Source organism: Billgrantia antri (assembly GCF_019430905.1).
Classification (GTDB): domain Bacteria; phylum Pseudomonadota; class Gammaproteobacteria; order Pseudomonadales; family Halomonadaceae; genus Halomonas; species Halomonas antri.
In genome coordinates this window covers 639569-653724 of the sequence record NZ_JAHYCA010000001.1, presented here as the reverse complement: position 1 = coordinate 653724, position 14156 = coordinate 639569, and the positions used below count along the sequence as shown (strand labels likewise).

Sequence of the window (14156 nt, the reverse complement as noted above, 5' to 3'; positions counted from 1 at the left end):
TTCAGCATACAGCGCCGCGCTTGACCCTGGCGCGGAGGAGGGTGAGCCCCAGCAGTAACAGGCCGACCAGGGCGATCAGCAGGATGGGAAAGGCGTTCGTCCCGGCACGTTCCAGCAGTGGCCCGGTCAGTGAGGGGATCGCCATGCCGCCGAGCCCGCTGGCCAGGAAGATCCAGCCGGTGGTACGCCCGCTGTTGGGCATCAGCTGATTGCTCAGGCCAAACAGGGTGGGAAAGATGGCCGATGACGCCAGGCCGAAGAGCAGGGCCACCAACGGTAACGGCAGCCACAGGAAGTGCAGCGCCAGGGCGCCAAACAGGCCTAGTGCGAGGCAGCCGCGCAAGACCTTCCAGGGCGACAGCAGGCGAATCAGGGGAATGGCCAGCAGGCGCCCGGCCGACAGCGTCAGCCAGAACAGAGTCACCAGCAAGGCGGCGTCCGCCGGCGCCGTGCCGCTGAGTACGCCATAGGCGGTCACCCAGCCGGCGAAGGTGACTTCCATGCCGACGTAGAGGCCAAACATGAGCAGGAAGATGGCCAGCCGCCAGCCGTCCCGGGTCGGGGGGGCGCTGCGCTGGGTGATGGCGATATCGGGTGGCTTCGGACTCGACTGACGTAGCAGTGGAAACGACAGTGCCGTAACGTACAGGGCGACGAGCCAGAACGCCCAGGCGAACGAGAACCCCTGGCGTAGCACTACCACTAGTACGAGCGGTATCAACATGTTGCCGAGGCCAAAGCAGAAATGCAGCGCGCTGATCCAGGGCGGCGACGCGGGGCCGTGAGTCCACAGCAGCAGCGTGTTGGCCCCGGCATTGACCGACACCTCGGCCAGGCCGAGCAGGAACAGCACGACGGTCAACAGGGCCAGTGCCTGGCTGAACGGCACGGCGGCAAGCCCAGCCGCGAGCAGCAGCAGCATCGTCGCCAGCACGCGGTGCCCGTCGAAGCGGTCGATCAGTATCCCGGAGAGCACCGAGCCGAGCATGGTTCCCAGCGCGCGGGCGGTGAACAGGATGGCGATCTGGCTCATGCCCGATCCCGTCATGTCGGCGAGGTAGGGGAGCGTCGGGCCGAGCAGGCCGACGCACATGCCGATGGCAATGAAGACGACGAAATAGCTCAGGGTGACCCGTCTTCCATGATCCAGCGTCAGCATGCCGTCTCCCGCAGCAGAGGTAGGAGCGCGCGGGCTGCGCGCGCGCTTATACTCTCCGAGAATGGCGCCAGGGGAAACACCCTCTATCGATCATGACTTACGAGAGGCCTTATGACACGCATCGCGAATACCCCCGAGCCACCCTATTACGCCGTCATTTTCACGTCACTCCGTACCGCAGAAGACAACGGATACGGGTTGATGGCCGAGCGCATGACCGAACTGGCCGCCCAGCAGCCGGGTTTTCTCGGCATGGAGTCGGCGCGCGAGGCGCTGGGCGTGACGGTTTCCTACTGGGACAGCCTCGAAGCGATCCAGCGCTGGAAGCAGCAGGTGGAGCACCGCGAAGCCCAGCGCCTGGGACGCAGCGAGTGGTACGCGGCTTACCGGGTGCGGGTGGCCCGTGTGGAGCGCGACTACGGCTTCGGCGAGTGAGCCGACCTGGCTCACTCACCGGTGTCGATGCGTTTCAGCAGGTCATCCACCGCCGCCTCGAGCTGCCGGTCACGCCCGGCTACCTCGTCCTCCGGCGTCTGTTCCACCCTCAGGAGGGGCATGGCGCCGTTGTGTTCCATGTCAGTGCCGTCGGGAAGATACCAGCCGCGAAAGGGGCGCCGTACGGTGGCGCCGTCGATCAAGGTATGGCTGTTGGTGGAGATCACGCCGCCGTAGGTCTGCTCGCCTACGAGATGGCCACGCTCCAGGGTGCGGAAGGCGTGGGCCAGTATCTCGGCGTTGGAGTAGCTCTTCTCGTTGGCCAGCATGTTGACCGGCAAGGTGTAGCGCGGGGCATCGAGCCGGTCTTGTGGGTAGTGACCGGTGTTGTCGCGGTCGGCACCCGCCGGGATCGTGTAGGCGTGCTCTTCGGCCATGATCGAGGTGAGAATACGGTCCGTGGTATGGCCGCCGCCATTGTTGCGCACATCGATGATCAAGCCGTCCTTGTCGGCGGCCGCGGCATATAGATCCCCCTGGAAACCCTCCAGAGAGGTCTGGTTCATCGATTGGATGTGCAGGTAGCCCAGTCGCCCGTCGGAGAGCTCGTCGACCTGGCGGCGGCTCTCTTCCCTAAAGGCATCGTATTTCAGGCGTGCGAAATCGGCCAGGTCCACCGTCGTGAGAATGGTGCGATACTCGGTGTAGCCATTGCGGCCCGGGCGGTCGAAGGTGACCACTACCTCTTGGTCTACCTGGCCGCGCAAGCGCTGCAGCAGGGTCTCGCCCTCCGCGAAGGGCTGCAGGCCGATTTCGGTGATGATGTCGCCCGGCTCCAGCGGCATGGGGCCGCGACTGGCCGGCCCCCCCGGTATCACTTCGGTGATTCGATAGCCCTGGCGTTCATCCTGCTGGGAGACAATGCTCTCGTACTCGATGCCCAGCCGGCCCGAGGGTTCGCGCAATGCCGACACCGGGCCGGGGTTGGAGACGCCCATGTGCGAGGCGGCCAGCTCACCCATCAAGCCGTTGGTGATATCGCTGAATTCGCTCGGTGTGCGGGCGCGACGGATCAGGCTGGCGTAATCCGCTACTACCTCCGGCCAATCCAGTCCCTTCATGTCCTGGCGATAGAAGTTGACGCCGATGACGCGTGCCGCCTCATGGAATTTCTGCAGCGCCTGCTTGCGTCGATCGATGCGTATGCGGTCGCTGATATTCAGGTAGCGCGGTGAGCCGCTGCCCGTGAGGTTGGCCACACCGACTCGTCCGCCGCGAATGAAGACGACCTGTTCGCCGCTCAGGTTGAGCTGCTGGACGTTGGCGCTTGGGGCGATACGGGTGCGTTGGCGACCATCCCAGTTCATCGCCACGAGTCCTTCACCGCCAGCATTGAAGACATAGCGACTCCCGTCCGGCGTCATCTCGTTGCCGGTGTGGTGGACCGGCGATGCCGTGACCGGTTCGATGCGGCGCCAGGCATCGTCCAGCTCCAATTCGGGAGTGTCCGCTGCCGCGGTATTACCGTCCTGCCCCTCCACTGGCAGTGGCGATGCGTCACGTGTCGCCTCCCTGGCATCGCGGTAATAGGTGGTGATCTCGCGCGGTGTCAGCGTCTCGAGTTCACGGTCCAGGTAGACCCGGTAGAGGTCGTAGTTCTCGCCGGAGCGATTGGAGATGAAACTGAGCTTACGGCTGTCGACCGACCAGCGTGGGTTCAGGTCGTTGCGTGGATGACGGGTGATATTGACCGGCTCCGCCGAGCCGTCCGCCGGCACCACGAAGATGTTGGCGCTGAAGTCGAGATCATTCTGCGAGTAGGCGATGTAACGGCTGTCGGGAGACCAGCGCCAGTGAATGAAGCTATCCCAGCCCTCGACCAGGGTACGTGTTTCGCCGCTCGCGAGGTCGTGAATGACCAGATCGCCGCGTCCACGACGAAAGGCCAGCATGCGACCGTCGGGGGAGGGCGAGACGTCGCGGTCGTTGTGCTCGCCGGCCACCACCGGGCGAACCTCGAACTGGATCGCGTCGTGCCAGCGGGCTGGGTCGCGATCCTCCGGGACGTCGTCGGTCTCTTCCACCAGATCCTCCTCGGGAATGCTGCCGATATTCTCCTGGGTCTGCTGCGTGGGTTCGGGCAAGGTCGGCGGGTCGGCGGGCATCGGCGTCACGATGGGGTCCAGTACAAGGCCTGGGTCCTGCGGGGCGAAAGGGTCCTCGGGTTCTTCCCCGCGCACCCGAATGTCCGGATCCAGGTCGGCATCGGGTACCTCTTCGGCCTGCTCTGTGGCCGGCTCGGGGGGAGGCGTGGCCGTCGCGAGCGAGACGGTGGAGTCGCCATCCCAGCGCCGGGAGGTGGCACGCCCGCGCCCCTGCTGCCGGTCGTGCACCCGGCGAACTTCTTCGCGGGTCAGGGCGACACGCGCCTCATGGATGGACTGGGTGCCGTCAGCGTCGTTGACGAAGTAAAGGCGTAGGCCATCGGGCGACCAGGCAAGATCTTCGTGGCGAGCATGGGTGCCGGGGGTCACGGCGAGCGTCGGGCTCTGCTCGTCGACATACCGCACATAGACGCGACCATAGGCGATGTAGGCCATGGTCTTGCCGTCGGGGCTCAGCGCCGCTTCGCTCACGTCGCGGTCGATGCGACGCAAGGCATACAGGTCGCGTCCATCCTCCGGTGCCCGCAGCGAAATGGCTTCGGGCTCGGCATCAGGCGCCTCGAGGTCGAGGGTCAGCAAGTTATCCCACACCTGCAGCACGGCAGTGCTGCCGTCGCGCGACACATCGAAATGCTGCAGGTCGTGCTCGTCGAACTCGGTGAGTCGTTCGATGGAGCGCTCGGCGTCGAGCTCCATGCGGTACAGGTTGACCGTCTGGTCTTCGCGGTCCGACATGAACAGCAGGGTGTCCTCATCGACCCAGCGGGCCATGCCGTCGTCGCCGTCGCGTTCGGTCAACGGCTCGAAACGCCCGGTCCCGAACTCGTGCAGCCAGATGTTCATGGCGTCCGGACCGCGGTAGTGACGTCGGTTCCAGTCGTGATAGGCCCCGCCGCGGGTGAAGATGACGCGCCGACCGTCGGGTGAGAGCTGGGGCTCGGAACCAAAGGCATCGTGCAGCCGGTCGTAATCGCCACCTTCCGGGGAGATCCGGTAAGGACGCTGGTCGCGGTAGACGTCGGCCTCGAGCATGCCCGAGAAGGTGATCACCGGCTCGCCATTCCGGTCGATGGCGTAGGAAGGGTTGCGCAGGTGCTGGTCGCCATGGGTCAGTTGGCTGAGCTCGCTGCCGTCACGGCGCATACGCCACAGGTTGAGATAGCCGTCGCGCATCGAGGCGAACACCACCCACTCGCCGTCAGGACTCCAGCTGGAGTGCAGATCGTCGAGGTTGTGGCGGGTCAGGCGCACCGCCACGCCGCCTTCGCTGGAGGCTCGCCACAGGTCGCCGCGCCAACTGAAGATGAGTTCCGAACCATCGGGGCTGATCGAGGGGAAGCGAGGCAGTCCGACCTGGCCGGAGTGAGCCTTGGCCGCCATCAGTACGCTGGCCAGCAGGCCAGCCAGGAGGATCGGGAGCGCAGACCGGTTCGCCGCACGGCGCAGTGTTTGAGTGCGATGGGTGAACTGCTGTCTCATACTAATCCTTTAGAACTGCCATGCTTTTTCTCCATGCTTTCCCACCATGCCCCCAACGTAGCAATAAACCCACAAGCCATCGAACAGCCGCGCACGTCATCCCGGCCGAGTCGGTGCCGACTGGCGGCTGACGCGGCCGCGTGGGAGTGGGGAATAGGGACAGTGCGCTGGCCTCTCGTGCCGGTCAGGCAGGTGGTGGCGTGCTTCGAGCGACCGCCGACGGCGGTTGCCGTCGACGATCGGGGGCGGTCATTTCATGCGTCGTCGTTTTCCATGGCCCCGGGAGGCTCGGTCACCCATGGCTCGCGGGCGGTTTCCTCGCGACAGCTGGCGTCGACGGGGCGCTCCGGATCGTTGAGAAAGGCCTGGATCATGCTCGAGCGACACTCGTTGACCGGATTGTGACCGAGTGCTTGCAGCTCGACGAACTGCAGGTTGGGCATGGTGCGTTGCAGATGCCGACTCCAGCGCGTGCCACAGCAGGGATCCATCTGGCCGTGAATCGCCAAGGCGGGTATCTCGCTGACCGGTGGGTCATTGTGCTCGGCGGGTACGTCGCCATCCTCGCCCCACCAAGCGCACAGCCAGGGCGGCTCGAAGCCGAGCACGGCGGGGTCGCGCTCGACGGCCGCGATGGAGTCGGTCGGGCTTGGGCGGTTGCTTCCCATGTCGCTGCAAACGTGGGCGAGGAAGTAGCCCAACGCATAGTTGGGTGCCTCGGGGTTGGGGTCATGGTCTTCGATGCGAAAAAAATCTTCGAGCCGTGCATAGTCGCCCGCCTCGATATCGGCTACCAGGCTCGGCAACTCGGCGTAGTCGCTGGCCAGAGTCAGATAGAGAGTGTCGAGAAATGCCGCACCATCGAAATAGAGTGTCTGGGTGCGGCCGTAGGGCGTGGCGACATGGGCCACGTAGGGACGGGCATCCAGCCTTCGCCGGGCGCGATCGATGGACTGCATCCAGTTGGGCAGCAGCTCACGACAGGCCTGATCTTCGGCGACGCACAGCGCCAAGGTATCGGTGAAAGTCTGCTTGGCCGTGTAGAGTTCGTCCACCGGTGGTCGATTGCGCAGGTGGTTGAACCACGGCCAGCCGAAGATGGCGGCGCGAATACTGTCGGGATGGTACTGAATGAACGAGGCGAGGGTGCCGCTGCCGGTGGAAGAACCGAAGCCGTCGATGCGCTCGTAGCCGAGCAGCCGGCGGATCTCGTCCACGTCGCGCGAGACGGCATGGCTGTTGTACTGACTGACATCGTGTCCCTCGGCGGTCAGCTTGCGATGGCACGCCTCCACTTCCGAGGTAATGATGGACAGGCGGTGCATCGGCTCGAGCGAGGCGGTGATTGCGGGGGTATGGATGATGTTGTGGTAGGGAGAGACGGCGGCGTACTCCGGACATTCCAGGGACGGGTCGGCATGGATGAAACCACGATGGTCCATGGTGACCAGGGTGCGCTCGCCGATGTCCTCGAGCAGCTGTTCCATGTACTCCCGCTCGCCCAGTGACGAGTAACCGGGGCCGCCGGGAAAGAAGAAAACCGGGAGCTTGTCTTCGTCCGCTGCACCGCCCTCCGGCTCGATCACCGCCACGGGCAGCGAGATCGTATTGCCATTGGAGTCTTCCCAGTTCTCGGGGGCATGAAAGGTATGGCAGGTGGCGTCCAGCTCGCGCAGCGCCTGGGTCGGGCACTCTGCGCTCTGCAGGCGAGGCAGCTCGTCGCTGTCCGTCTGGGCCAAGGCTGAGGAGGCAAGCAGCAGAGCCAGCGGCGCGACGCCGCACCGCCACACTCGAGCATCCTGTGTGGTCATGATGCGTCCCTCTCGATTGTAGTTGTCGATCTCGGGTTCGGCTGGGTTTCGCTAGTCAAGCTAGCAGCCGGGGGAGGGGCGTCAACGCCGAAACCTGTGGTAACCCATGGCAATAAACAAAGACAGAGAGGGTTTTGAAGCTCGTCGGCCAGGCAACTACTTTTTTGAAGGTAAGACATCGCAAAGCAGGAAGCGGCGCGGCTTTCGCCGTGCGACACATCGATGAAAGGAGGTGCGAGATGCAAGTACGCGAAGTGATGACTCAGCGCCCGGATTACTGCCCGTCCGATGCCACCATTCGTCAGGTGGCCGAGCGCATGCGCCAGGACAACTCGGGCTTCGAGCCCCTGGTCGAGGGAGATCGTATCGTGGGTACCGTGACCGATCGCGATCTCACGGTTCGCGCCCTTGCCGAAGGCAAGAACCCCGACGACAAGGCGAGCTCCATCGCCACCTCGGAGGTGCTGTATGCCTTCGAGGACCAGGACGTGAAGGATGTGCTGCGCAACATGCAGGAGCAGCATGTACAGCGCCTGGTGGTGCTCAACAACCAGAGTGACAAGCGTCTCGTCGGAGTTGTGACGCTCAGCGACATTGCCGACCGCTGCGCCGACGACCAGATGGCACGTGAAATCGCCAACTGCAGCAAGCACTATCACTGAGCCGTCCCCGACACGACGCTGCGAGACGGCACATCCTGTGCAGCAAGGGCATCGCCTCGGCGATGCCCTTTCGCATGGGCAATGACACCGCCGAGGCATTAGGCTAGCGTGGCGAAAGGTTCCTGCACGAGAAGCGCGATGCCATCCGTTCGTCTCGATATCGCCACGCCCGTCGGCGTGATTTCCGACACCCACGGCCTGCTGCGCGACGAGGCGTTGACGCTGCTGGCGGGCTGCGAGCTGATCCTTCACCTGGGCGACGTGGGAGCGAAGCCGGAGGATATCGCCATACTCGAACGCCTGGGCGAACTGGCTCCGCTCTACACCGTGCGCGGCAATATCGACACGGCTGGCTGGGCCGAGTCGCTGCCGCCGCACCGGGATCTCGTCGTCAACGGCTGGCGCCTCCATCTGGTTCATGACCTGGCCGATTTCGACCCGGCCACCGCGTGCGATGCCGTGCTGCATGGCCACTCCCACAAGCCGCGCAACGAATGGCACCACGAGCGACTGCTGTTCAACCCGGGGGCGGCGGGCAAGCGCCGCTTCCGGCTACCGCTCACCCTGGGCAAGCTATGGGCCGATGCGCATGGCTTGCGTGGGGCGATACTTCACCTGCCGCTCTAGGAGGACAGGCCGCTCGCGACGTCTCGTGCCTCCCCCGACAGGGCACTGTCGCTTGCACCGATTACGTCCTGACAGGCGACTTCCAGCACGGCGCGCCGGGTAATGGCCGAAACGTTGGCCATGCGTCCCAGGGTTTCGCCATCGGCGGTCAGCGTATGCGCGTGACGAAGCTGCACGTGGCACTGGGGTGAGCGCAGGTGAACCACGGTATCGTCGCCCTGGGGAGGATGTCCCAACAGGCGCGTCGAAAGGTAAGAGAGCAGCAAGTGAAACCAGGCGCGCTGCCGCACCGCCACGATGTCCAGTTGACCGTCATCGATCCGCGCCCCGGCAATGCCGTGGCCGCCACCGAAATAGGCCCCTGAAGCGATGGCGATGGTCAGCCAGCGGCCCTCGACGGCCTGGTCATCGCCCTCGATGCGTCCCTGAAAGCCTTGCTGCATGCCGAATTTTCTTGCCAGGGCGGCGAGGTAGCTGAAGCGTCCCAGGAGCCTTTTCTCTCCCGGGGAGGCCTCCCGGGCGGGCACGGTGCCAAGCCCGATATGGGCGACGTTGAGATAGAGCTGACCATTGATCCAGGCCGCATCGACCTTGGCCGTATCCGCCCCGAGCGCTACCCGGCACACCTCCACGGGGTCGTCGGGAAGCCCCAGGTTGCGGGCGAAGTCATTGGCCGTGCCGGAAGGCAGCACGCCAAGCACGGCGCTGCGCTCGATACAGATGGAAGCCGCCTGGTTGACCGAGCCATCGCCGCCGGCCACCAATAGCCGGTCGCCGGGCTCGACCTGGCGATGCCAGTCGCTCTCGGCAATGTCTCGCACCTGTGGGTCAGCAAGGCCCGCCGCCTGCAAATGCTCTCGCCAGAAGGCGGTGTTGTGGCTGCCGTCGCCGGCAGCGGTATTGGCCATCAGCCAGTGTTTCATCGGTGCCTCCTTACACCCATGGCGTCCTTTCTCAAGGATAGCGAGCAAGTGCTGCATGCGCCTTAGCATAGGTATAGCCGGTTCGCTTCGCCGCTGACGGGTGGAAGAAAGAAACCCCAGTTGGAGCCGCCAAAAACAGAAAAAATACCCAATCATCAACGGTATGCAGCCGTTGCTCGGGCGTGTTTCAATCACTGGCATATCGACACGCCCAACAGGCTGCCCCCCACCTCGATCGTCATCCCGCTTCCATCTCGACACCCGGTCGGCGCGTTGCGCTGGCTCTTCGGTATGTCGTTGTCTGGAATCGCCGAGCCGATGAGGATTTGTGGCGCCGGCCCGAGCGTGAATACCGACCGCATCAAGACTCTGCCAGGAGGATCCCGTGCCCACAGAGAACGTTTCGACCATTCCGGCTACCATGCACGCCATGGTCCTGACCGGCCACGGCGACATCGACAAGCTGGTTTACCGCGACGACGTTGCCACGCCACGGCCGGGCCCGGGCGAAGTGCTGGTGCAGGTTACCGCCACGGCCAAGAACAACACCGACCGCAAGGCTCGTGAGGGGCTTTATCCGACTAAGGACAAGGGCGAGGTGACCTCCTTCGCCATGGGTGGCGAGCCGACCCTGACCTTCCCGCGGATCCAGGGCGCCGACGTGGCCGGACGCGTGGTGGCGGTGGGCGAGGGAGTCGATGCCTCGCGCATCGGCGAACGTGGCCTGCTCGACTTCAACCTTTATCCCGACGCGCGGCGTGACATCAACCTGACGCCGGACTACTACGGCCACGGCGCCGACGGCGGCTATGCCGAGTACATCGCCGTGCCGTCCGACCAGTTCCACCACGTCCCCAACCCCGAACTCGCCGACGCCGAGCTGGCGGCGATGGGCATGTGCTCCTACCAGACCGGCTACCACATGATGACCTCGGCCAGGGTCGCGGCGGGCGAACGGGTGCTGGTCAGCGGTGCCAGCGGCGGCGTGGGGGCGGCGCTGATTCAGATGTGCCGCATCGTCGGTGCGATTCCCTACGCCGTGAGCCAGCCCGACAAGGCCGAGGCGCTGCTGGCGCTGGGCGCCGAGGCGGTGATCGACCGCGGTGACCTGTCCACCTTCGTCGAGCGTGTGCTCGAGGCCACCGGCGGGGCGCCCATCGATGCGGTGATGGATCTGGTCGGCGGCGCGATGACCGATCTTTTCATCGACACCATGATCAGCGACATGAAGGCGCGCAGCACCTACCCGCGGCTCTCCATCGCCGGCGCCAGCGGCGGCAACCTCAGCGAGATCATGTGGACCCGCATCTACCTCTATCAGGTGCAGATCTTCGGCGTCTCCCACGGCACCCGCAAAGAGGCCGAGCAGCTAGTCGAGTGGATTCGTACGGGGCAGCTCAAGCCGGTATTGCATGCCGCGTTCAAGCTTTCCGAGCTGCACGAGGCAGAGCGCTACTTCGTCAACCGTGGCAGCAACTACCTGGGCAAGATCGTCATCGTGCCCGATGCCCAATGGGACGATCACGGCGCTCCCTTCGCACTCGAGAACGACGCTTTCAAGGGCACCGCTTTCAAGGACAACGCATGAGTCACGAACTCACCCTGCAACTGCTCGACACCCACGCCGGCGGCGATGTCAGCCGCATCGTGATCGGCGGCATCGACCCGCTGCCCGGCGATACCGTGCGCCAGCAGATGGAGTACCTGGAGAACGATGCCGACGGCCTGCGCAAGCTGCTGCTGAACGAGCCCTACGGCATCCCTGAGATGTCGGTGGACCTGATCGTGCCGGCCTGCGATCCCCAGGCGCAGATGGGCTACATCATCATGGAAGTGATGGGCTACCCGGTCTATTCCGGCTCCAACACGATCTGCACCGCCACCGCACTTCTCGAGACGGGACTGATCCCCAAGCGCGAGGGGATCCAGCACTTCACGCTGGAGTCCCCGGCCGGGCTGGTGCAGATCGAGGCGCGGGTCGAAAATGGTGTGGTCGAGGCGATCACCTGTGGCGGACTGCCCAGCTACATCGACACCCATCGAGCACGCATTCACGTCCCCGAGGTAGGCGACGTGACCTACAGCATCGCCTACAGCGGCGGCTTCTATGCGCTGGTGGACGCCGAGGAACTGGGCTTTTCGCTCAAGCGTGAGGAGGAGCGGGCCCTGGCCGAGTGCGCACATCGCATCGTCGAGGCGATCCAGGCTCACAGCGGCTTCTCGCACTATACGCTGGGCGACGTGGGGCCGCTGCCGTTCCTGCACTTCATGGGGCCGGTGGAGCAGATCGCCGACGACTTCTACCGCTCGCGCTCGACGACCTACGTGCATCCCGGGGTGATTTGCCGCAGTACCACCGGTACGGGTACCTCGGCGCGGCTGGCGCTGATGCACTACGAAGGCACCGTCAAGCCCGGCGACAAGCTGGAAACCGTGTCGCTACGCGAGACCGGCTTCATCGGCGAAGTCGTCGCGGTGCGCGAGGCCGGCGGCAAGCATCAGGTAGTGGAGAACACCATCACCGGCAAGAGCTACGTGCTGGCGCGCTCGGAGATCGTGGTCAACTGTGACGATCCGATGGTCGATTGTGGCGGGGTGCATCATATCCTCAGCTCCCGCCATCCCTGAGGGAGCTACTTCGCCGTCAGTCGTAGCGGTGACGCCACTGCTTGACGGCGATTTGCTCCTTCATCAGCTCGAGCATGTCGACGAGCACCTGTTCGGTCACCCGGTCGGTGTGCTCGTCGACCTGCAGCCAGGTATCGAAGCCGCTCTCGGCCAGGCGCTCCACCAGCGCGGTGAACTCCGGCGAGCGCAGCCCCTCCAGCGCCTCGTGCACCAGGCGACAAGACAGATCCGAGAGGCTCGACGCCATCCCGCGGGCGACGACATCGCCCATCGGCAGGCGGCGCAGGCGGCGTATCTCCTGGCTCTCCGCCACGGTGCGGCCGACCAGCGCACTGACGTAGCGCATCGTTTCCTCGCGGTTGCGCGCATAGGCATTGCCGGCCATCGCCTCCAGGCGTTGGCTGAGCTCTTGGATCAACTGCTGCTTGCGCGGCATCACCACCCTGTCGATGACCCGCGTCGACAGCGAGTCGCTGGAGCGGATCTGCTCCTGCATGTTGTCGAGCAGGCGAAGTGCCACGCGGTCGGACAGCTCTTCCATGAGAATGTCGTAATACTTGGCGAAGAACGCATAGACCTGCCAGCGACGCACGTCGATCAGGCCCAGGCGCTGCAAGCGGTGAAGCAGCGAGACGATCCGCAGCACGCGCAGCAGGCGAAAGCCGCCCAGCGGGATGCAGCCCAATACGTCGTACCAGTGCACGAAGGGGTAGAAGAACCAGCGGTGGTAGCGGCGCTCGGCGATGGCCGCGGCCCAGCCCAGCAGCACGTCGAGCACAAATACTGCTACGAAGACCAGGTCGATCTCGATGAAGTTGGCGTGCACGTGGCGGTCATAGGCCTCGTGCAGGCCCGGGGCGAGCGTGGCGAAGGCGTCGTTGAGGGGCGGCAGCAGGAACAGGCTGTCGAACAGGATCAGCGCCAGATTGGCCACTACCAGCACCAGGATGAGCAGGTCCCAGGCCAGGTGCAGGCGCTCCAGTCCGGGACTCAGCGGGTGCGAGACGCTCGTCTCAGGCATGGTCTCTCCTCGGCAGCGACGCTCGACATTGCGTTAAGCCTAGCAGTCGTCGCGTGACTAGAGCTTTACCTTGCCGCGCAGCGCCTTGGTCTGTCCCTTCTTCGTCTTGTGATCCATGCGCCGGCGTTTCGCGGCTCGGCTCGGCTTGGTCGGCTTGCGTGCCTTGCGCGTCTTCACCGCCTCCTGAATCAACATTCTGAGCCGTTCCAGGGCATCCTCCCGATTCTGCTCGAAGGTACGATGGCTCTGAGCCTTGATTACCACCACGCCCTCCTTGGTGATGCGCTGGTCGGAGAGCGACAGCAGGCGCTCCTTGTAGAACGGAGGCAGGCTCGAAGCGGGGATGTCGAAGCGCAGGTGAACCGCAGAGGCCACCTTGTTGACGTTCTGGCCGCCCGCGCCCTGGGCGCGTATCTGGCTGATCTCGATCTCGTGCTCGGCCAGCTCCACGTTATGGGAGAGTCGCAGCATGTGGGCCTCTTGCGTACGGTGTGGGTCGTCGAGCAGCAACAAAGGCTAGCACAACCGCGACACTCCTTGCCTGGTGAGCCGTCATGGGGTGAGCTAGTCTGCCCGATGCTTCCACGAGAGCTGACTTGGAGGAGGAAGGCATGACCACACTGGTAATCGGCGCCAACGGCCAAATCGGCCGTCAGTTCTGTGAACTGGCCCAGGCCGTGGACTTACCCATCCGGGCGATGATTCGCGATTCCGGCCAGCGGCCATGGTTCGACGAGCGCGAGATCGAAACCGTGACCGCCGATCTGGAAGGCGAGCTGCATCACGCCTTCGATGGCTGCGATCAGGTAATGTTTAGCGCCGGTTCGGGACCGCACACCGGTCCCGACAAGACGCTGCTGATCGACCTCCACGGCGCTATTCGTGCCGTGGACCTGGCCTGCGAACTCGGCCTGTCGCGTTTTCTTATGGTCAGTGCCATGCGCGCCGAGAAGCCGCTCGCAGCGCCTGAGAAGCTGCGTCCCTACATGGCGGCCAAGCACGCCGCGGATGCCCACCTGCGCAATTCGGCCGTGCCTCACCTGATCCTCAAGCCGGGGCGACTGACCGATGAGCCCGCCACGCAGCGCGTTGCCACTTCGCTGGAGGAGGCCGGCGGCGAGAACAGCGTCTCGCGAGCCAATGTCGCCCATGCCCTGGTGCACCTGGCCCAGGCGCGCGACCTGATGAACCGGGAGTTCGTGCTGCTCGACGGCGAGCGGCCCATCGCCGAGGCGCTGAGCTGAGC

General features: G+C 64.7%; 12 protein-coding genes. 6 read left to right on the top strand and 6 right to left on the bottom strand.

The features are described 5' to 3' along the window. Position 1: 1 nt before the first annotated feature. A complete protein-coding gene (locus tag KPL81_RS02975) occupies positions 2-1159 on the bottom strand; it encodes an MFS transporter (protein WP_219790626.1) in 1158 nt (385 codons plus the stop codon). A 111-nt stretch (positions 1160-1270) separates the two neighbouring features. Here KPL81_RS02975 and KPL81_RS02970 point away from each other — a divergent pair, with 111 nt between their 5' ends. Beyond that, positions 1271-1594, top strand: coding sequence for an antibiotic biosynthesis monooxygenase family protein (locus KPL81_RS02970; RefSeq protein ID WP_219790625.1), 324 nt, complete (start codon positions 1271-1273; stop codon positions 1592-1594). Between the two features lie 11 nt (positions 1595-1605). Here the strand turns inward: KPL81_RS02970 and KPL81_RS02965 are convergent, their stop codons facing one another. Further along, the gene (locus tag KPL81_RS02965) at positions 1606-5238 is read right to left on the bottom strand and encodes a S41 family peptidase (RefSeq protein WP_219790624.1); all 3633 of its coding nucleotides are present in this window, start codon (positions 5236-5238) and stop codon (positions 1606-1608) included. A gap of 254 nt (positions 5239-5492) precedes the next feature. Then, positions 5493-7049: an alpha/beta fold hydrolase gene (locus tag KPL81_RS02960; RefSeq protein ID WP_219790623.1), complete on the bottom strand. Its 1557-nt coding sequence runs from the start codon at positions 7047-7049 to the stop codon at positions 5493-5495. 239 nt (positions 7050-7288) lie between these two features. On the opposite strand from KPL81_RS02960, the gene KPL81_RS02955 reads away from it, so the two are divergent. Together KPL81_RS02955 and KPL81_RS02950 are read left to right on the top strand one after the other, a co-directional pair. Then, a complete protein-coding gene (locus KPL81_RS02955) occupies positions 7289-7711 on the top strand; it encodes a CBS domain-containing protein (protein WP_219790622.1) in 423 nt (140 codons plus the stop codon). Between the two features lie 138 nt (positions 7712-7849). After that, positions 7850-8338, top strand: a complete 489-nt coding sequence (locus KPL81_RS02950) for a metallophosphoesterase family protein (protein ID WP_219790621.1) — start codon at positions 7850-7852, stop codon at positions 8336-8338. Here KPL81_RS02950 and KPL81_RS02945 read toward each other — a convergent pair. Further along, on the bottom strand, positions 8335-9261 hold the full coding sequence (locus KPL81_RS02945; protein ID WP_219790620.1) for a diacylglycerol/lipid kinase family protein: 927 nt from the start codon (positions 9259-9261) through the stop codon (positions 8335-8337). The two genes, KPL81_RS02950 and KPL81_RS02945, sit on opposite strands and share 4 nt — an antisense overlap. A 421-nt stretch (positions 9262-9682) precedes the next feature. Between KPL81_RS02945 and KPL81_RS02940 the strand changes: the two genes are divergently transcribed. Further along, positions 9683-10849 carry an alcohol dehydrogenase catalytic domain-containing protein gene (locus KPL81_RS02940; protein WP_219790811.1) on the top strand — a complete coding sequence of 389 codons (1167 nt, stop codon included), beginning with the start codon at positions 9683-9685 and terminating at the stop codon, positions 10847-10849. Then, a complete protein-coding gene (locus tag KPL81_RS02935; protein WP_209473881.1) occupies positions 10846-11889 on the top strand; it encodes a proline racemase family protein in 1044 nt (347 codons plus the stop codon). The genes KPL81_RS02940 and KPL81_RS02935 overlap by 4 nt, the downstream gene beginning before the upstream one ends. Before the next feature lie 16 nt (positions 11890-11905). On the opposite strand, the gene KPL81_RS02930 is transcribed toward KPL81_RS02935, so the two are convergent. Together KPL81_RS02930 and arfB are read right to left on the bottom strand one after the other, a co-directional pair. Continuing rightward, a complete protein-coding gene (locus tag KPL81_RS02930; protein ID WP_219790619.1) occupies positions 11906-12910 on the bottom strand; it encodes an ion transporter in 1005 nt (334 codons plus the stop codon). A 57-nt stretch (positions 12911-12967) separates the two neighbouring features. Then, a complete protein-coding gene (arfB, locus tag KPL81_RS02925; protein WP_219790618.1) occupies positions 12968-13381 on the bottom strand; it encodes an alternative ribosome rescue aminoacyl-tRNA hydrolase ArfB in 414 nt (137 codons plus the stop codon). 140 nt (positions 13382-13521) lie between these two features. Between arfB and KPL81_RS02920 the strand changes: the two genes are divergently transcribed. After that, positions 13522-14154: an SDR family oxidoreductase gene (locus tag KPL81_RS02920; RefSeq protein ID WP_219790617.1), complete on the top strand. Its 633-nt coding sequence runs from the start codon at positions 13522-13524 to the stop codon at positions 14152-14154. Positions 14155-14156 lie beyond the last annotated feature (2 nt).